Source organism: uncultured Tateyamaria sp., assembly GCF_947503465.1.
Taxonomy (GTDB): Bacteria; Pseudomonadota; Alphaproteobacteria; order Rhodobacterales; family Rhodobacteraceae; genus Tateyamaria.
The window spans coordinates 156,902-174,636 of the sequence record NZ_CANNDN010000002.1; the positions used below are offsets into that span (position 1 = coordinate 156,902).

The 17,735-nt window shown below is 63.8% G+C and carries 24 protein-coding genes and 1 other RNA gene; 9 read left to right on the forward strand and 16 right to left on the reverse strand.

Annotation, left to right across the window (positions count from 1 at the left end; translation table 11 throughout):
• Window positions 1-57 precede the first annotated feature (57 nt).
• On the forward strand, window positions 58-1,344 hold the full coding sequence (gene guaD, locus Q0844_RS13305) for a guanine deaminase (RefSeq protein WP_299045625.1): 1,287 nt from the start codon (window positions 58-60) through the stop codon (window positions 1,342-1,344).
• Here the strand turns inward: guaD and Q0844_RS13310 are convergent.
• From Q0844_RS13310 to Q0844_RS13330, 5 genes are all read right to left on the reverse strand, one after another.
• Window positions 1,341-1,712, reverse strand: a complete 372-nt coding sequence (locus Q0844_RS13310; RefSeq protein WP_299045627.1) for a CAP domain-containing protein — start codon at window positions 1,710-1,712, stop codon at window positions 1,341-1,343. The genes guaD and Q0844_RS13310 overlap by 4 nt on opposite strands.
• A 47-nt stretch (window positions 1,713-1,759) precedes the next feature.
• Complete coding sequence (locus Q0844_RS13315) at window positions 1,760-3,100, reverse strand: 8-oxoguanine deaminase (RefSeq protein ID WP_299045629.1); 1,341 nt, start codon at window positions 3,098-3,100, stop codon at window positions 1,760-1,762.
• A complete protein-coding gene (gene hisN, locus Q0844_RS13320) occupies window positions 3,097-3,891 on the reverse strand; it encodes a histidinol-phosphatase (protein ID WP_299045632.1) in 795 nt (264 codons plus the stop codon). The genes Q0844_RS13315 and hisN overlap by 4 nt, the downstream gene beginning before the upstream one ends.
• Before the next feature lie 51 nt (window positions 3,892-3,942).
• Window positions 3,943-4,314 carry a helix-turn-helix domain-containing protein gene (locus tag Q0844_RS13325; RefSeq protein ID WP_299045635.1) on the reverse strand — a complete coding sequence of 124 codons (372 nt, stop codon included), beginning with the start codon at window positions 4,312-4,314 and terminating at the stop codon, window positions 3,943-3,945.
• 412 nt (window positions 4,315-4,726) lie between these two features.
• Window positions 4,727-5,614, reverse strand: a complete 888-nt coding sequence (locus tag Q0844_RS13330; protein ID WP_299045637.1) for a LysR family transcriptional regulator — start codon at window positions 5,612-5,614, stop codon at window positions 4,727-4,729.
• 124 nt (window positions 5,615-5,738) lie between these two features.
• Between Q0844_RS13330 and Q0844_RS13335 the strand changes: the two genes are divergently transcribed.
• The 3 genes from Q0844_RS13335 (at window position 5,739) to Q0844_RS13345 (ending at window position 7,462) form a co-directional block, all read left to right on the forward strand.
• Window positions 5,739-5,954 carry a DUF1127 domain-containing protein gene (locus tag Q0844_RS13335; protein ID WP_299045638.1) on the forward strand — a complete coding sequence of 72 codons (216 nt, stop codon included), beginning with the start codon at window positions 5,739-5,741 and terminating at the stop codon, window positions 5,952-5,954.
• A gap of 193 nt (window positions 5,955-6,147) precedes the next feature.
• Window positions 6,148-6,927, forward strand: coding sequence for a Bax inhibitor-1/YccA family protein (locus Q0844_RS13340; protein ID WP_299045639.1), 780 nt, complete (start codon window positions 6,148-6,150; stop codon window positions 6,925-6,927).
• A 73-nt stretch (window positions 6,928-7,000) separates the two neighbouring features.
• Entirely contained in the window at window positions 7,001-7,462 is a 462-nt protein-coding gene (locus tag Q0844_RS13345; RefSeq protein WP_299045641.1) for a cupin domain-containing protein, read from the forward strand.
• A 23-nt stretch (window positions 7,463-7,485) separates the two neighbouring features.
• Here Q0844_RS13345 and Q0844_RS13350 read toward each other — a convergent pair whose 3' ends face one another.
• Both Q0844_RS13350 and rpmG read right to left on the reverse strand, forming a co-directional pair.
• Entirely contained in the window at window positions 7,486-7,962 is a 477-nt protein-coding gene (locus Q0844_RS13350) for a GNAT family N-acetyltransferase (protein ID WP_299045643.1), read from the reverse strand.
• Between the two features lie 80 nt (window positions 7,963-8,042).
• Window positions 8,043-8,210 carry a 50S ribosomal protein L33 gene (rpmG, locus tag Q0844_RS13355; protein WP_039682682.1) on the reverse strand — a complete coding sequence of 56 codons (168 nt, stop codon included), beginning with the start codon at window positions 8,208-8,210 and terminating at the stop codon, window positions 8,043-8,045.
• A 244-nt stretch (window positions 8,211-8,454) separates the two neighbouring features.
• On the opposite strand from rpmG, the gene Q0844_RS13360 reads away from it, so the two are divergent.
• A complete protein-coding gene (locus Q0844_RS13360; protein WP_299045653.1) occupies window positions 8,455-8,832 on the forward strand; it encodes a hypothetical protein in 378 nt (125 codons plus the stop codon).
• A gap of 45 nt (window positions 8,833-8,877) precedes the next feature.
• Here the strand turns inward: Q0844_RS13360 and Q0844_RS13365 are convergent, their stop codons facing one another.
• Both Q0844_RS13365 and Q0844_RS13370 read right to left on the reverse strand, forming a co-directional pair.
• Window positions 8,878-9,276, reverse strand: coding sequence for an MAPEG family protein (locus tag Q0844_RS13365; protein WP_299045656.1), 399 nt, complete (start codon window positions 9,274-9,276; stop codon window positions 8,878-8,880).
• 4 nt (window positions 9,277-9,280) lie between these two features.
• Window positions 9,281-9,478, reverse strand: coding sequence for a hypothetical protein (locus tag Q0844_RS13370; RefSeq protein WP_299045658.1), 198 nt, complete (start codon window positions 9,476-9,478; stop codon window positions 9,281-9,283).
• 105 nt (window positions 9,479-9,583) lie between these two features.
• Between Q0844_RS13370 and Q0844_RS13375 the strand changes: the two genes are divergently transcribed.
• Window positions 9,584-10,147: a TetR/AcrR family transcriptional regulator gene (locus Q0844_RS13375; protein ID WP_299045661.1), complete on the forward strand. Its 564-nt coding sequence runs from the start codon at window positions 9,584-9,586 to the stop codon at window positions 10,145-10,147.
• On the opposite strand, the gene rnpB is transcribed toward Q0844_RS13375, so the two are convergent.
• From rnpB to gatC, 5 genes are all read right to left on the reverse strand, one after another.
• Window positions 10,148-10,540, reverse strand: an RNA gene (gene rnpB, locus Q0844_RS13380) — RNase P RNA component class A.
• Between the two features lie 117 nt (window positions 10,541-10,657).
• The gene (locus Q0844_RS13385; RefSeq protein WP_366523006.1) at window positions 10,658-11,257 is read right to left on the reverse strand and encodes an N-acetylmuramoyl-L-alanine amidase; all 600 of its coding nucleotides are present in this window, start codon (window positions 11,255-11,257) and stop codon (window positions 10,658-10,660) included.
• A 62-nt stretch (window positions 11,258-11,319) separates the two neighbouring features.
• Complete coding sequence (locus tag Q0844_RS13390; RefSeq protein ID WP_299045663.1) at window positions 11,320-12,159, reverse strand: hypothetical protein; 840 nt, start codon at window positions 12,157-12,159, stop codon at window positions 11,320-11,322.
• A gap of 33 nt (window positions 12,160-12,192) precedes the next feature.
• Complete coding sequence (gatA, locus tag Q0844_RS13395) at window positions 12,193-13,677, reverse strand: Asp-tRNA(Asn)/Glu-tRNA(Gln) amidotransferase subunit GatA (RefSeq protein WP_299045666.1); 1,485 nt, start codon at window positions 13,675-13,677, stop codon at window positions 12,193-12,195.
• Window positions 13,677-13,964: an Asp-tRNA(Asn)/Glu-tRNA(Gln) amidotransferase subunit GatC gene (gene gatC, locus Q0844_RS13400; protein ID WP_299045669.1), complete on the reverse strand. Its 288-nt coding sequence runs from the start codon at window positions 13,962-13,964 to the stop codon at window positions 13,677-13,679. The genes gatA and gatC overlap by 1 nt, the downstream gene beginning before the upstream one ends.
• A gap of 115 nt (window positions 13,965-14,079) precedes the next feature.
• On the opposite strand from gatC, the gene Q0844_RS13405 reads away from it, so the two are divergent.
• Complete coding sequence (locus tag Q0844_RS13405; RefSeq protein WP_299045672.1) at window positions 14,080-14,493, forward strand: VOC family protein; 414 nt, start codon at window positions 14,080-14,082, stop codon at window positions 14,491-14,493.
• On the opposite strand, the gene Q0844_RS13410 is transcribed toward Q0844_RS13405, so the two are convergent.
• Window positions 14,472-15,143, reverse strand: a complete 672-nt coding sequence (locus tag Q0844_RS13410) for a ceramidase domain-containing protein (protein WP_299045677.1) — start codon at window positions 15,141-15,143, stop codon at window positions 14,472-14,474. The two genes, Q0844_RS13405 and Q0844_RS13410, sit on opposite strands and share 22 nt — an antisense overlap.
• Window positions 15,144-15,460: 317 nt before the next feature.
• Here Q0844_RS13410 and Q0844_RS13415 point away from each other — a divergent pair, with 317 nt between their 5' ends.
• Window positions 15,461-16,153, forward strand: coding sequence for a metal-dependent hydrolase (locus Q0844_RS13415; protein ID WP_299045678.1), 693 nt, complete (start codon window positions 15,461-15,463; stop codon window positions 16,151-16,153).
• Between the two features lie 56 nt (window positions 16,154-16,209).
• Here the strand turns inward: Q0844_RS13415 and Q0844_RS13420 are convergent, their stop codons facing one another.
• The gene (locus Q0844_RS13420) at window positions 16,210-16,659 is read right to left on the reverse strand and encodes a nucleoside deaminase (protein ID WP_299045680.1); all 450 of its coding nucleotides are present in this window, start codon (window positions 16,657-16,659) and stop codon (window positions 16,210-16,212) included.
• 56 nt (window positions 16,660-16,715) lie between these two features.
• On the opposite strand from Q0844_RS13420, the gene Q0844_RS13425 reads away from it, so the two are divergent.
• Window positions 16,716-17,510: a pseudouridine synthase gene (locus tag Q0844_RS13425; RefSeq protein ID WP_299045682.1), complete on the forward strand. Its 795-nt coding sequence runs from the start codon at window positions 16,716-16,718 to the stop codon at window positions 17,508-17,510.
• The last annotated feature ends 225 nt before the right edge of the window (window positions 17,511-17,735 follow it).

Consider the following 17,735-nt stretch of genomic DNA (forward strand, 5'->3'; position numbering starts at 1 on the left):
TGACAATGGGCCGGATTTCGCTTTGCGCCGCTTCGCGCTGCCCGGCATAAGACCTGCATGAGCAATGCGCATCTTCTGACCGGCCATGTGCTGACCTTTTCTGGCGACCCGTTTGTGACCCCGTGGGCCGACGCGGTGCATCTTGGTGAAAACAGCGCGGTGTTGATCGAGGATGGCAGGATCACGGCCTTGGGCGACGCGGCCAAGGCGCAAGGCGCGCACGCGGCGCGCCACGACTACACCGGCCACCTGATCTGCCCCGGTTTCATCGACGCGCACGCGCATTATCCGCAGACGGGCATCATCGCGTCCTGGGGCAAGCGGCTGATCGACTGGCTGAACACCTACACCTTCCCCGAAGAAATGCGCTTTGGCGATCCGGCCTACGCGCAGGCCACGGCCGCGCGCTATCTTGATCTTCTGCTGGATCACGGCACCACGTCCGTCGCCAGTTTCTGCACCATCCATCCGTCCAGCGTCGAGGCGCTGTTCACAGCGGCGGCAGAGCGCAACATGGCCGTGGTCGCGGGCAAGACCTGCATGGACCGCAACGCCCCCGACGGCCTGCGTGACAGCGCGCAATCGGCCTATGACGACAGCAAGGCGCTTCTGGACAGATGGCACCGCAGGGGCCGTGCGCACTATGCCATCACGCCGCGCTTTTCCCCGACCTCGACCGAAAACCAGATGGCCGCGCTTGGGACGCTTTGGGCCGAGCATCCCGATGCCCTGATGCAAACCCATCTGAGCGAACAGGTGGACGAAATCGCCTGGGTGCGCGGCCTGTATCCGACTGCGCGGGATTACCTGGATACATACGAACAGCATGGGCTGTTGGGCGCGCGGGGACTTTATGGCCACGCCATCCACCTTGTGCCGCGCGAAGTGGACCGTTTGCGCGAGGTGGGCGCGGGCCTTGTGCACTGCCCCACGTCCAACACGTTCATCGGCTCGGGCCTGTTTGATCTGATGGGCCTTGCCGGTGCGGGCCTGCGCGTGGGTCTGGCCACGGATACCGGCGGCGGTTCGTCTTTTTCCATGCTTCGGTCCATGGCCGCCGCCTACGAGATCGCGCAATTGCGCGGTGTGGCCGTTCATGCGGCCCAGCTTTTGTGGCTGGCGACTGCGGGGGCGGCGCGTGTGCTGCACCGTGCGGATGAGATCGGGCAGATTGCGCCGGGCCTTGCCGCCGACCTCTGTGTCCTTGACCTGGCGTCGACCCCGGCCATCGCGCAGCGGCATGCCCAGGCGGAAGACATCTGGGACGCCGTGTTCCCGACCATCATGATGGGCGATGACCGCGCGGTGGCAGACGTGTGGGTCGCGGGCGTCAGGCGCACCTAACAGGGGGCGGCCAGCACCATCACCCAGATATTGCCCGGGGCCTGCGCCAGCCCGACCGCCTTCGCGTCGCGATGCAGGATGTTGCGCCGGTGCCCGCGCGATCCCATCCACGCGGCCATCACCTCGGTCAGGCTGCGCTGGCCCGCGGCGATGTTTTCGGCCCCAAAGCAATACCGATACCCGGCGCGGGTCAGACGTTGGCCGATATCGGACCCATCCGATCCCGTGTGGGAAAAGAAACCTGAGCGCGCCATGTCCTGTGCGTGGGCCTCTGCCGCCGCCTCCAAGCTGCGGTCATAGACCAGAGGGGCACGGTTCTGCGCCGCCCGTTCGGCATTGACCGCGCTCAGCGCGACAGGATCGCTCACGGCGGCTGCGGCCCATAAACACATCGAAATGCTCAGGAAAAGTGACCTCATACCGCCTCGCTCAGTGCCTGCGCCATCGCGGTTTGCCGCGCAATGGCCGCGCCCAGGTCAAACGTGGTCACCTGGCCGTCCCGCACGATCTGCCGGCCCTCGACAAACAGATCGCGCACGGTGGTGGGCCCGGCCAGAAGCAAAGCGGCAGGATCCCAGCTGCCTGCCGCCTCGATCCCGCTGGTGTCCCAGATGGCAATGTCAGCCCGGGCTCCGGCCTCGATCCGGCCGCAATCCGGACGGCCCAGTATGTCGGCCCCGCCGCGCGTGGCGATGTCCAGCGCGTCCATCGCGCTCATCGCATCCGCACCTTGTGCGACCCGCTGCAACAACATGGCCTGTCGCGCTTCGGCCACCAGATTGCCGGCGTCGTTGCTGGCCGACCCATCCACGCCAAGACCCACGGGCACGCCCGCGTCCCGCATGGCCCGCACCGGTGCGATGCCGGACCCAAGACGGCAATTTGAGCAGGGACAATGCGCCACGCCGGTGCGCGTGCGGGCAAAAAGCGCGATCTCGGAGGCGTCCAGCTTGACGCAATGCGCATGCCACACATCCGGCCCGACCCACCCCAGATCCTGCGCATATTGGCCGGGGCGACATCCGAACTGTGCCAGCGAATAGGCGATGTCCTCGTCATTCTCGGCCAGATGGGTGTGCATCATCACACCCTTGTCACGGGCCAGTATGGCCGCATCGCGCATCAGCTCGCGGCTGACGGAAAACGGCGAACACGGGGCCACGCCGACCCGGCACATCGACGCCGGTGACGGGTCGTGGAAGGCGTCGATCACGCGCAGCATGTCCTCAAGGATCGCGCCTTCCTCCTCGACCAGGTGATCCGGCGGCAGGCCACCAGCGCTTTCGCCAATGCTCATCGCGCCGCGCGTGGGGTGAAAGCGCACGCCAACCTCCGCCGCAGCCGCGATGGTGTCGTCAAGGCGCGATCCGTTGGGATAGAGATACAGGTGATCCGACGACAAGGTGCAGCCCGACAACGCCAGTTCCGCCAATCCGATCTGGGCCGATACAAACATGTGGTCCGGCGTGAAGCGGGCCCAGATCGGATAAAGCGTCTGCAACCAGCCAAACAACAGCGCATTCTGCGCCGCAGGCACCGCCCGCGTCAGCGTCTGGTACAGGTGGTGATGCGTGTTCACGAGGCCGGGCGTGACGACGCACCCGCGCGCATCCACGGTTTCGCCTGTCGTTTCGAGGTGGCCGCCAATCTCTGCCACCTGGCCATCGCACAGGCGAATGTCCGTGTCGCGCAACACGCGCCGGTCGCCGTCCATCGTCACCAGGTGGGACGCGGATTTGATCACGATCTCTGTCACACGTGGGCCGCCAGAATGTCCAACGCGGCGCGGTGCACGTCCGGGTGCGAGGCCGCGACGACCCGCCCGCCTTCGTGCGCCGGGCCCCCGGACCAGTCGGTCACAACGCCACCGGCGGCTTCGATCACGCCGATCGGCCCCTGGATGTCGTAACTGTTCAGCCCCGCCTCGATCACCAGGTCCACCTGCCCGGCCGCGACCAGCGCGTAGGCATAGCAATCCATCCCGTACCGCACCAGTTTCACAGTGTGCGCAACGGCCTCGAACCCTGCACGGTCGTGCGGGGTGCCCACTTCCGGAAAGGTGGTGAAGAGAACAGCCTCTGACAGGGGGCGCGGCGCGCGGGTCGCCAGATCCCGTTCGCCCGATGGGCCTCGCATACGGGCGACTTCGCCCGCCCCCCAGAACCGTTCCTGAATATAGGGCTGATCGATCATACCCAGGATCGGTCCGCTGTCATCGCTCAGACCGATCAGAACGCCCCAGGTCGGTGTCCCCGCCACGAACCCGCGCGTGCCGTCAATTGGGTCCAGCACCCAGGTCAGCCCGCTCGTGCCTGGCAGGGCCCCGTATTCTTCGCCCAGGACCGCATCCGCCGGGCGCATCCGGGCCAGAACCGCGCGCATCGCCTGTTCGGCGGCGCGATCTGCAATGGTCACCGGATCAAAGCCGTCTGCCGCCTTGTTTTCGGCGGTCAGCGTGTCGGTGCGGAAATGAGGCAGGATGGCCGCACGCGCCGCGTCGGCCATGGCATGCGCGACGGCGATCAGCTCTGAAAAGGGATAAGACATGCCTTTGGCGTGCCAGAGTGGCACGCGCGGCGCAAGCAAAGAGTGTAGGTTCTAGGCGACGTCTGTCAGCACGCGTGCCAGTTCGAACAGGCGGCGCCGTTGCGCTTCGGGAATGGCGTAGTAGGTGCGTACCAGTTCCATCGCCTCCTTGTCGCTCAGCATGTCCGTGGGGACATTGCCAATGCCAGCAGGCTGACCTGCATCTTCCTTGAGGCCTTCGAAGAAAAAGGCCACCGGAACGCCCATCGCCTCGCCTATGTCCCACAGCCGTGAGGCACTGACGCGGTTGGCACCGGTTTCATATTTCTGGATTTGCTGGAACTTGATCCCGACCATGTCGGCCAGCTTTTGCTGGGTCATGCCAATCAGCCACCGGCGCTGTCGGATCCGTTTGCCGACATGAACGTCTACCAAATGTGCCATTGCGTGCCCAACCTATTAATTCTGCGGTTTTCACAACGCCCGGTGCAAAGGTGAGAACCACACCAAGCGTCGCGTAATGTTTACAGTGTATGGTGTACGCCCAATTTTTTCAACGCAATCCACCCGTATCACGTGAATGCGATGCGCCCGTCGCCACCCCCGTGACGCGCGCGCGGGCCGTCGCTTCCGTACGTGTGTCGTGGTTCATGCGCAAAATCGCTTCTTGCGCGCACCCTGTTTCTCACAATGCTTCAACACGTTACACGATAAACATCACACGGGCACAACCACTTAAAATTGAAGTCCCCAATCCGCTTTATCGAGGCATTTTAAGACTTTAGTAGGCATGTAACAAATCTCGCCTCCCCGGCGGGATAAGCCAATTGTTGCTCACAATATTGATTCGAAAATGTCAAACTGCCCCTGATACCGCACGCAGCGCCACCGCATCTGCGGCCTGAAACGCGCGCCGCAGGAAACCGACCAGCGCATCATGCACTTCGTTTGCCGCCCCTCCGGCGCCATACAGGTTGATGCTGTGCATGGGCAGGTCCGGCAGTGCACCGCCATGTTCGATCCGGTCCAGATGGGGCGGTTCGGTGCCTTCGATCATCGTGTGCACCGCCAGATCGGCGCTGACGGTCGCCTCGATCGTGCGGTCGCTTTCGGTTTCGACCACCACGTCCCACGGAATGCCCGCGCTGTCCAACCGTTCTATCACACGGGGACGAAAGGTGCATTGCCGCCCAAAGGCCAGCTTGAGCGGGCGCTGCCGCCAGGCCGATCCGCCGGGTGCACCCACCCAGCACAGCGGCTTTGTGCACAATTGTTCACCGCCTGCATCAATGCCGGTTTCCGTCGTCAGGATGATGTCGCACGCCCCTTTTGCAAACTCCGCCTTCAGACGGCGGGTGTAGGAGCTGTCCAGTTGCACCTTCACCCGTGGAAAGGCCGCATGAAACTGCTTCAGCACCCTTGGAATGGCCGGATAAACGATGTCATGCGGCACCCCGAGGGTAATCTCGCCCTCATAGGCCTGATCCGTCAGGCGCGTGATCACCTCGTCATTCAGCGCCACCATCCGGCGTGCATAGACCAGCAGCTGTTCGCCCGATGCGGTCAGCGCAATTGTCCGGCCGGACCGGTCGAACAGATCCAGACCCAACAGGTCTTCAAGGCGCTTCAACTGCATGGACACCGCCGATTGGGTCAGATGCAGGAACCCGGCCGCCCGCGTGACGCCCCCGCTCTCCGCTACCGCAACGAAGGACCGCAACGTGGTGATGTCCAAATTTCTCATATCAATCTCCCTGATGCTTTGCATCATAAACATTCGTTTTCAGAATGTGTCATGATCCGCCATATAGATCAACAGAATTGATACAACAAAGCAAACACATCACGAAAGACGAAAGGACGCTCCAATGGCGCTCACCGACATCACCGCCCGCCACAGCACTTTGAAACCGGCCGCCCGCCGCCTGCCCGGTCTGGACACATTGTTTTCGGTGTGGAAATCGCGCCGCGCCCTTGCCCGCCTGGATGCGCGTGCGCTGGACGACATCGGGGTCGATGCGCGCCGCGCCGCACGCGAAAGCGCCAAACCCATCTGGGATGTCCCCGCCACCTGGCGCGACTAGGCAAGGCCGGTTCGGAAATCGGCATGTGCGGCATTTATGACAAAAACGGTCGGAATGTCGCACCTTGCCCGCCGAAAACCCTTCAAAAACCCTTGAATGACAAGGGAACTGACCCGATATTTGACCCAATGCGGGCGGAAATCCGCGACCGGTGGATCCTCCACCGGGCTTTGTATCAATTTGGAGGTCAACAATGGCTGAGTTGAATACGATCCGGTCCGCGGCCGGTACACGCGCCGCCCAGATCGACGCGGGCCTACGCGCCCACATGAACAAGGTCTACGGCACAATGTCCGTGGGCATGCTGATCACTGCACTGGCCGCATGGGCCATTGCAGGTCTGGCTGTCACATCCGATCCGACCGGTGCCACGGTGGCGCTGCGCGAAGGTCAGTACCTGACGGGTCTGGGCACGCTGCTTTACACCACACCCTTGCGTTGGGTCGTGATGTTCGCACCGCTCGCCTTCCTGCTGTTTGGCTGGGGCGCGCTGATGCGCCGTGGCTCTGCCGCGGCCGTGCAACTGGGCTTCTTCATCTTCGCCGCCGTCATGGGCGTGTCGATGAGCTCGATCTTCCTGGTGTTCACGCCCTACTCGATCACGCAGACCTTCCTGGTCACTGCGATCGCCTTCGCGGGCCTCAGCCTCTATGGCTACACCACCAAGAAGGACCTGTCCGGCATGGGCACTTTCCTGATGATGGGTGTGATCGGCCTGATCGTGGCGATGATCATCAACATCTTCCTGCAGTCCCCTGCAATGATGTTTGCGATCTCGGCCATCGGCGTCCTGATCTTTGCCGGTCTGACAGCGTTCTACACGCAGGACATCAAGAACACCTATGTGGCGCACGCGGCGCATGGCGATCAGGACTGGCTGGACAAGGCCGCCATTGACGGCGCGCTCAGCCTCTACATCTCGTTCCTGAACATGTTCCAGTTCCTGCTGATGTTCATGGGCCAGCAGGAATAGGCTGATCCAATCCGAGTAGCGAAAGGCCGGTCGATGTGACCGGCCTTTTTCATTTGAGACAGGAGCACGCGCCATGACCGTCATCAAAGCCGGAACTGCCAGGACGGACGCAGGCGGCAATGACACTTCTCTTGGCCCCTACCGCGCCGAGTTGCTGAGCGACACCGGCGGCCTCACCCAATTCGGCGCCTTCATCGAGGACCTGCCCCCAGGTTCGCGCAGCTCTCACGCGCATTGGCACCGCACGGAGGACGAGATGGTGCTGATCCTGTCGGGCACCGTGACCCTGATCGAAAACGGGGTTGAGACCGCGCTGACGCCCGGCGATGCCGCCTGTTGGCGCGCGGGCGACCCGGTCGCGCATTGCATGCAGAACCGAAGCGACGCACCCGCCCGCTACGTGGTCATAGGCACGCGGGTCAACGCGGATACGGTGACCTATCCCGACCATGACCGCGTGCTGATCTATGACCGCACAACCGACACGCGCATCTACCAGACGCTTGACGGACGGCCCGCCACCCAACCCAACTAAGGCGCACCAAGCCGCGCCGCCGGTCACAGATCGCGCAGCATTCGGACCGAGGGAAAGAGGATGCCATCCCCCAAAGGCACATCAATCGGCCCGACGTCTTCAAATCCCACGGCCTTGTAGAACGGCACGGCCGTACGCGTGGCCCAGCACTCCATCCGGGTCACGCCCGCGGCGCGCGCATCGTGAAAACACCGCTCCATCAACCGCCGCCCGATTCCGCGCCGCACCGCCCGGTCATCCGTCACAACGTGCCGAATATGGCCCAGATGGGCCTCCGTCCTGTCGGGCGTCCAGCCACCGGCGCCCTGGATCAAACGATCTTCCTCCACCACGTAATAGGTCCCGCACACCAGCAACTCGGGCCGCGCGCGGCTGATGATGGGCAAGGCGGTCACCAGCACCGACGGCGGATAATCCGCCTTCAAAAGCTTCGGATAGGTGCGCGCCAACAGCATATCGACAGCCGCCATATCCGCTTTGGTGGTGGGGCGCACGATCATGTCGGTCTCCGGTTCCAACAAGGAAAAGGCCGCGACCCCCGGTGGGGCGCGGCCTTGGACATCGAAAAGGCAGGGCGATCTTACTTGATCTTGCCTTCCTTGTATTCAACGTGCTTGCGCGCCACGGGGTCATACTTCCGTACGACCATCTTCTCGGTCATGGTGCGCGCGTTTTTCTTGGTCACATAGAAGTGGCCGGTGCCTGCGGTCGAGTTCAGGCGGATCTTGATCGTGGTTGGCTTGGCCATCTGCTGTCTCCTGCATCGCCAGCGCAGCCAAAGCGGCCCGCCAGCGGGAAATTCGTATTGAACCGCGCTTTTACCCGGGCGGTTGGCCGAGTCAACCCCGGTTCGGACCTGATCGGCTGATGCGGTGCGGATACCGGCACAACGGGTGACACGCGGGCGTGATCAAGCGTGAATTGAATGGAAACCGATCGGTACATAATATCTGTCACACGCACCAGACACCTCACCAAAGGAACCCTCCAAGATGTCCATCCGCTTCGTAACCAAAGACGTGCATGCCTACCTTGATTACCCCGTTGCCCTTGGCCTGATGATGATGCCCGCCCTGTTGGGACTGGGCCAGTCCAACCCCCTGGCCTTCTGGCTGTCGGTGGTCACGGGCATCGCTGCCCTTGGCCTGACAATCCTGACCGATCACAAACTGGGACTGATCCGCGTCCTGCCCTACACGCTGCACCTGGCGGTTGACGGTGCCGTGGGCATCGCGTTTCTCGCAGCGCCTTTCCTGCTGGGCTTCACCGGCCTTGACGCCCTGTATTACTGGGCCATCGGCGCGACGGTGATGGGTGTTGTCGGCCTGCACAAGGGCGATACGGCCCCGGCGCTCCAGCCCGCCGAATAATCGACATGTTCGAGGGCGGCCGGGGACATCCCCGGCCGCCCTTGCCTATCCAAACAGCGCCCGGATCAGGGGCCAGCCCGTGACAACAGTGGCCACGACGCCCCCGATCCAGAAGCCGCTGCGAATATGGGTGACCCCCAGCGCATAGGTCAGCGCGTGGCCCGCGCGACATGCCAGAAACACCAGCGCGGCCACGGCCGTCACGCCGGTGTTCAACCCGGCCATCACCAGCACCAACGCCACAGGCGCGAACATCACCGTATTTTCCACGTGATTGACAGTCGCACGGGCCAGACGCAGGGATGTCGCGGGCATGTCCTGATCATCGCGGTTCGACAGGGCCCAGGCGGCCCCCTTGGCCTTGTCGTTGTAAAGCTGCTGACCAAAGACCAGCAGCAACCAAAGGGCACTCAACCCCGCCACGGCCCACAATTCTGGCACCATCCCCTCAGCCAACAACGTGGCCCCCGACGGCATACCCGCCAGACGCGGCTTCCATGATCTGGACGTTGATATACCCCTTGATGTCGCCCTTGCCGGCATCTGCCGCAACACCGGCCAGACCGCCGGTCAGCGTCTCTGCAATCTTGGCTTTTTCTTCTGTGCTCCACGCGCCTGCGGGCACGGTAACTCTGATTGTCGGCATTGGATTTATCCTTTACTGTTGGTTCTGCATCACGCGATGCAAAACAGGACATAGGGCATGGCGCTGCATTTTGCAACGCCTGATGCAAAATGCAGGTGTGGACACGTGGCGCGACCCCGCAACTTTGACGACGATGCCGTGCTGGATGCGGCCATGATGACATTCTGGCGCAACGGGTTCGAGGCAACGACCACCCGCATGCTGGAGGACGCGACAGGCGTCGGCATCCGCGGTCTGTCCAACGCGTTCGGCAGCAAGGAACAGCTGTTCGAGACAGTGTTGAAACGGTACTTTGCCGCCGTGCAGGCCAATCTGGAACAGGTCTTTGCCGCGCCGGGCCGGGGGGCCATCGACATGGTCTTTGCCGGGTTTTCGCAACCCGAACCACCCGAGGCCATCGCCCACGCGGGCTGTTTGATGGTCAACACGGTCACCGAACTGGAACGCACCAACGCCGCGATCCGTGCGCTGGTCACGGCCTACCGTGCCTATTGGAAGGACGGCTTTCTGACCGCCCTGCGCGCCGATGGCATCGACGATGCCGACGCCCGGGCCGAGTTTCTTGTCGGGGCGCTGTGGGGCGCTTTGGGTCAGATCAAGCTTGCCGGCGACAAGGCCGCCGCGATCCCGCTGGCCGAAGTGGTCCGGGCCACCGTCAGGGGATGGTAGATGCGCGGAGGGGCTGTAAGCCGGATTCTGTCTAGGGCGGTTGCCCGCCCCGAGATGACCATTCCTCTCGGGATGATGTTGCCACCACCCCTCTAGCTGCCAACCCGGACCTGCTGGGGCAAAAGCATCCCCGGGCCTTGCGGCCCACGCGGTCCCTATTTGGCATTGCTCCCGGTGGGGCTTGCCATGCCGTCCCGGTTGCCCGGGACGCGGTGGGCTCTTACCCCACCTTTTCACCTTTGCCCTGCATGCAAGGCAGTCTGATTTCTGTGGCGCTTTCCGTCGGGTTGCCCCGCCCGGGCGTTACCCGGCACCGTCGCTTTCTGGAGTCCGGACTTTCCTCCCACGGTGCGGGCAAGGCCCGCGCCCGTAGGCGGCCATCCACCCCTCCGCGCCCGCTGCCCTTACGTGCGGGACCGGGGGCGCGTCAATGGGGAGCGTCGCGCGCGTGGAACGTGCGGGAGCCTCCGGCGGGAGTTTATCTGGCAAGATGAGCGAGGCATTCAGCGCCTAGGTCCAACGGGCGGTGTGCCCAATCGGTGCGTAATCTTCGGCTTCGATCGGGCCCGTCTTGAACGGCCGGTAACGCAGCCGCACCGCGGCAAGAAGTGTCTCGGGATCAGCATCCGCCGTATACCCGGCCTGCCGTGCCAGCTTGGCAAAGCTGTCGAGGTCTGGATCACCGGCGCCAAAGTCACGGCCCCGTTTCGCGGCCAGCCCCTGTGCCTCAAGCCGCGGCCAATCAAACCAGGGCCCCGGATCGAATTTGCGCCCCGGTGCCATATCCGAATGGCCGATCACGTTCCGTGGGGGGATGTCCCACGCGGCCAGTATTCCGGTCAACAGCGCCTCAAGGCTCTGCATCAGAGGTTCGGAAAAGGCGGTGAGCCCGTCATTGTCCATCTCGATCCCGATGGAGCGCGAGTTGATGTCAGTCAGCCCGTCCCATTCGCCCGCACCCGCATGCCAGGCGCGCAAGCCTTCCGGCACCAGCTGCGTGACCGTCCCGGACGTGCAGATCACGTAATGCGCCGACACTTCGGCCGCCGGGTCGCACAGCCGTTCGATCGCCGCCTCTGCACTGGCCATGGCCGTGTAGTGCAGGACCACGTGCGTGGGCCACAGCCCATCCCGGCGCGGTCCGCAATTTGGTGAGGGGTGGTCCCGAAGGATCAGTTGCCAGCCGCCCGACGGAACGGGGCCGGATCCCAGCCGCAGGCATAGCCGTCGCCATCCGGATCAAGGCCTTGCCGGTCCCTCTCGGGGCCTCCACGTGCCAGAAAGTCGATCTGCGCCTCGTCGGACGAACTGTAGGCCGCGCAGTTGCGCTCGAACTTTGCGGTTGCGTTCACGCTGAACCGGCGATGCACCCGCGTGCCGACCGGATGGCGGGTCTGCAGCGCATATTGCACGACATTGGGCTGCGCAGTGCCTGCCCGGGACGGCAATGCCGTGGGCTGCACAACCTGATATTGCTGCCGGTTGGCTTCCAGCCGCGCCGCGTCGCTTTCGATGGATTGACGCGACGACACGGCGTCAAAGTTGTTTTCGTCGGAAATCCCCGGATTGTTGAGAATCACGGGCGCCGCATTTGACGGGCTCGCATTGACCACGTCCTGGCCCGAGTTGGCGCGGGCTGCAGCCGCGTCATTGCTGGCCGCAATCTGCGCCAGTTCCGCATCCAGACCGGCCGGATTCGACACCGCGCGGGGGGCCGACCGGGCCTGCGTGGCCTGGCCCTGCGTCACCGGTGTGGCCGACGCCACACGCGTTTGCGCCCCGGCCGATGCCGGTGGCAGCGATTGCGTCCCCACGGGCGGCGGGGCCTCTACCCCCGCGCCCGCCAGTTGCGCATCCCGCGCCTCGCGCGCGGCCAGCGTGTTGGGATTGTCAAAGCCGACCCCCCGGCCCGGATCGACAAACCCGCCCGGGTTGCTGTCCGGGATCGCGGGCTGGCACGCGGCCAGACCGACCACGGCGCCCAGCACCAGAAAACTGCGGAAACTCTTCATCTGCTCAGCCCTTTTTGGGTTTGTCGGCCCAGATTACCACCATTTCGCCGGTTTTGCCACAAAGCCCGCCCGGGCCTCCAGCGCATAAGCGGTGTTCAGCAAATCCCCCTCTTCCCACGGGCGGCCAATCAGTTGCAGGCCCAGGGGCAACCCCTGCGCGTCTGTCCCCGCGGGAACAGCAATGCCCGGCAGGCCCGCCATGTTCACGGTCACGGTAAACACGTCGTTCAGATACATCTGCACCGGATCATCCGACGCCTCGCCCAGACCAAAGGCGGCAGAGGGTGTCGCAGGCGTCAGGATCGCGTCGATCCCTTGCGCAAACACATCCTCAAAGTCCCTCTTGATCAGCGTCCGCACCTTGCGCGCACGGTTGTAATACGCGTCATAGAACCCCGCCGACAGGACATAGGTGCCAATCATCACGCGCCGCTTCACCTCGTCACCGAACCCCTCGGCGCGGGTCTTTTCGTACATCTCGGTGATGCCGTCGCCCTGGCTCAGCGCGGCCCGGTGACCATAGCGCACCCCGTCATAACGGGCGAGGTTTGACGACGCCTCCGCCGGCGCAATCACATAATAGGCAGGCAGCGCATATTTCGTGTGGGGCAACGAGATATCGACAATCTCCGCCCCCGCATCGGCCAGCATCTCGCGGCCCTGCGCCCACAAGGCTTCGATCTCGTCCGGCATCCCGTCCATGCGGTACTCCTTCGGAATACCGATCTTCTTGCCCCTGATGTCGCCGGTCAGCATGGCCTCGAAATTCGGCACGGGCAGGTCGGCAGACGTCGAATCCTTCGGATCATGGCTGCACATCGCCTCCAGCATGATGGCCGCATCGCGCACCGACTTGGTCATCGGCCCCGCCTGATCCAGGGACGAGGCAAAGGCCACCACCCCCCAGCGCGAGCAGCGCCCATAGGTCGGCTTGATGCCCGTGATGCCGGTAAAGGCCGCAGGCTGGCGGATCGAGCCACCGGTATCGGTGCCGGTCGCGGCCAGACACAGATCGGCGGCCACGGCGGACGCGGACCCGCCGGACGATCCACCGGGGGTCAGGGCGGCCTCGTCATTGCCGCGCCGCCACGGGTTCACCGCATTGCCATAAACAGACGTCTCGTTGGACGACCCCATGGCGAACTCATCCATGTTCAGCTTGCCCAGCATGACGGCACCCGCCTCCAGCAGGTTGCCGCTGACGGTGCTCTCATATTCCGGCAGGAACCCTTCCAGAATACGGCTCCCGGCCTGGCTCGGCACACCCTTGGTACAGAACAGGTCCTTGATGCCGATGGGCAGACCACACATGTCGGGCGCATCCCCGGCCTGGATCCGCGCATCCGCCGCCTTCGCCTGATCGCGCGCAATCTCTGGCGTGTTGTGGACAAAGGCGTTCAGCGCCCCGGCCCCGTCGATCTCGGTCAGGCAGGCTTCGGTCAACTCGACAGATGTCACGTCACCCGCACGCAGCGCATCCCGGGCCTCTGCCAGCCCCAGCTTGTTCAATTCAGCCATCACTCAACCACCTTCGGCACCGCAAAGAAGCCCTCGCGCGCATCGGGCGCATTGGCCAGCACCTTGTCCTGCTGCCCGCCATCGGTCACCACATCCGCGCGCCGCTTAAGGCGCTGCGGGGTGACGGATGTCATCGGCTCCACGCCCTCGACATCCACCTCGCTCAGCTGCTCGATGAAGCCCAGAATGGTGTTGAATTCGGACGCCAGGGCAGGAAGCTGGTCCTCCTCGACCTTGATCCGGGCCAGTTTCGCCACGCGGGCGGCAGTGCTTTGATCGATGGACATGAAATTCCTCGTGGTCTCGTCACTGCGGGCAATAGCGAAGCGACGGGCCAGCTTCAAGCCTCGGGCCTTGCCCACACCCCAGGATTGCCACAGATTTGAGCAAAGGAGAGCCAGCATGAAACTGACATTGCACCATGTGAACCTGGTCACCGACGATGTGGCGCGCATGGATGCGTTCTATCGCGATGTGCTTGGGCTGAAGACCGAGGTCAACGGCCTGCCCACGCTGGAAAAACGCAAGGGGTATGCGGGCGACGTGGCCTTTGTCACCGACGGCGCCATCCAGACCCATCTGGCGCAAAAGGACCCGCTTGCCGGCTTCCGATCCGGGCAGCAGGTCAACCCGGTCAGCCACGGGCATATCGCCTACCGCACCGACGACCTTGCCGCGTTCCGCGCGCACCTTGAATCTCAAGGCATTCCTTACGCAGACTGGGGCAATCAAGCAGTCGAAGGCTGGCACCAGATCTTCTTTTACGACCCCGACGGCAATGTCATCGAAGTGCATCAGGTTGACGACGACACCTGAACGCCACGCCCGGGCGACGCAACATGGCGCCGATAGACCTCGATCATCCAACCCAGCATGATGCCGTTCAGGATGTGCCACCAGAAATGCGTGCCCACCGGGATTTGCGCGCACAGCACGTCATCCAGCGACCGGGCCGTCAGCGACAGGAACAAAAGGGCTGCACCAATGACAAAGCCGAGCGCCAGCGCTGGCGCACGCCGCCACAACAGCAGCGCATAGATCAGGATCAGAACGGGCACGGGCAGATACCCCGCCGACACACCCAGCACCGGCACCTCGCGAAACAGCGGCACCGTGGCGGCGGCATAGGGAAAGAACGCAGCCGTCGCGCCCAGCGCCCACCCCGTGCGCATCCCCCAGACATCCCGGTTGATCGCAAAGATGTACAGCAGGATGAACCCGGCAATCGGCGCCACATCCGCAATGGCCGCCCAGACCTGCGCATGGGTGTGAAACAGGTAACTGCCCACCCCGATCAGCGCCAGGATCACGCTCAGCGCCCGCGCCAGCGGCACACCCGCACTGCGCCGCCACATGATCAGCGCCGCGATGACAAAGGCCGCGTTGGTCACCGCATTCACCGGCTCGGCCCAGTAATCTGGCCCAACCCGTTCGCAATACCCGTCTATCTGGCGCAACACGTCCATGCCGCGCGAGATGTGGCACCGGGATGCCGCGTCAAGATGGTTATGCCCCATAACGACCTGCGCACCCCGACCAGGGCGCAAGGCGACGGGCGCTGCGCACGCTGCGTTAACCGGACCCCGAATGCACCGCAACGGTGCACAGGGTGTGCACAGGCTGTGTACGCATGGTGCATCGGACCTTCGCCCGTTAACCTCCTTGAATATAACGTAAATCCAAACGCGAATCGCATGCTCTTTCACTTGGCCGAAAAAACTCCCGCCGGAGGCTCCCGCCCTCTCAATTCGGCGCTACACTGGCAACGGAAAGCGAGGACACAATGAACATCATCTGGCTCGGTCACGGCAGCTTCCGCATCGAAATCGGGGACCAGGCCCTGCTCATCGACCCCTGGATCAACGGCAACCCGATGCTGCCCGAAGACCAGGTCCCGGCGGCCATCGACGGCGCCACACATATCCTCGTCACGCACGGCCATTTCGACCACACCGCCGACAGCGTCACGATCAGCCAGAAGACCGGCGCGCCCGTCTCGGCCATCTTCGAACTGGGGAACCTCCTCTTTGCCAAGGGGGCGATCCAGGGTCATGCATACGGCCGCGGCGGCACGATCCAACTTGGCAATGTCACCGCGACCCTGGTGCCTGCATCGCACTCGTCCTCCATCGGCGAAGACGAAAACCCACGGTATTCGGGTCAGGAATGCGGCTTCATGATCCGGGGCGAGGGCAAGACGATATACCACTCTGGCGACACCGACATCATGGCCGACATGCAGTGGATGGGGGATTATTACAAACCCGATATCGGCATCCTGTCGGCCGGTGGCTACTACACGATGGACATGGCAGCCGCCGCCTATGCCGCCCGCCACTTCTTTCACTTCGGCACGGTAATTCCCTGTCATTACAGGACTTTTCCGACCCTGGAACAATCAGCGGATGTCCTGCGCGACGGCCTGCCCGGGGTCAAGGTGATCGAACCGGAGGTGATGGTGCCCATCCCCCTCTGACCCCGCGCACCGGAACGTTCAGACATCCTGGTCCCGCTGTCCGCACCGGGACGCGGCTACCTGCGGGCGGCGAAAAAGTCCTTCAACAGCGCTTCCGCCTCGGCGGCACCGATGCCGTCATAGACCTCGGGCGCATGGTGGCTTTGCGGATGCGAGAACACCCGCGCCCCCTGTGCGACCCCGCCGGATTTCGGGTCGGACGCGCCGTAATACACCCGCGCGATCCGGGCCGCTGCACTGGCGGCTGCGCACATCGCGCAGGGCTCCAACGTGACATAGAGATCATGTCCCGTCAGGCGCTCGGACCCCAGCGCCGCACAGGCCGCACGGATTGCCAGAACCTCGGCATGGGCGGTGGGATCGTTCAACTCCCGTGTCCTGTTTCCGGCGCGGGCCACGATCTGTCCCCGCGGGGACACAATCACCGCACCCACGGGCACCTCGCCGCGCGCGCCTGCTGCACGCGCCTCGCGCAGCGCCTGATCCATGAATGACCGAAACTCCATGCCCCTCCCCTGCCACGCCGCTTGCCTGCCGCGCAACCCACCGCTATGGCCTGCCCATGACCCAAAACATCCCCAAAGGCGATCGCATCGCCAAGGTTCTGGCCCGTGCCGGCATCGCCAGCCGCCGCGGCGCCGAAGAGATCATCACCGCAGGCCGCGTGACCGTAAACGGCAAGCAGATCGACAGCCCGGCCCTGAATGTCACGGGAACGGACAAGATCACCGTGGATGGAAAACCGCTGCAAGCGGCAGAGCCGGAACGCCTGTGGCTTTATCACAAGCCGGCGGGCCTTGTGACGACAACACGGGACGAACAGGGGCGCAAGACCATCTTCGATGCGCTGCCCGAAGACATGCCGCGGGTGATGAGCGTTGGCCGCCTCGACCTCAATTCCGAGGGGCTTTTGCTGCTCACAAATGACGGCGGGATCAAACGCAGGCTGGAACTGCCATCGACCGGATGGATGCGGCGCTACCGGGTGCGGGTGAATGGACGGCCCACGGACCCGCAGCTTGAACCGCTGCGCAAGGGCGTGACGGTCGAGGGAGAGCGCTTTCAGCCCATGCAGGTCACGCTTGACCGTCAACAGGGGGCCAATGCGTGGCTGACGGTGGGGCTGCGCGAGGGCAAGAACCGCGAAATCCGGCGCGCGATGGACAGTATCGGTCTGACCGTGAACCGGCTGATCCGCGTCAGCTATGGCCCGTTCCAATTGGGTGAATTGAAACAAGGCGCAGTCGAGGAAGTCCGCCGCCGCGTCTTGCGCGACCAGCTGGGTCTGGACCCGGAACCTGAAAAGCCCGTCAAAACACCCCGCCCACGGCCCCGCCGCAACCGCAAACCGGGCTGATCGGCCCATATGTGACGCATGCCCCACAAATTTCCCCTTGCGCCTGTCATTTGCGCGTCACACCTGTGATGCAGGGACAAGCCGGTGCGCGCCCCTAGTGCTGCACCCGCAAACGGGCTATATGTCTGATAGCCAACAGGGACTTACGGGATGGAGCCTACCGCTTTTCAGAAAATCGCATTCGCGGTGCTGATCGCGCTGATGTTCGGCGTGACAACCGGCCTG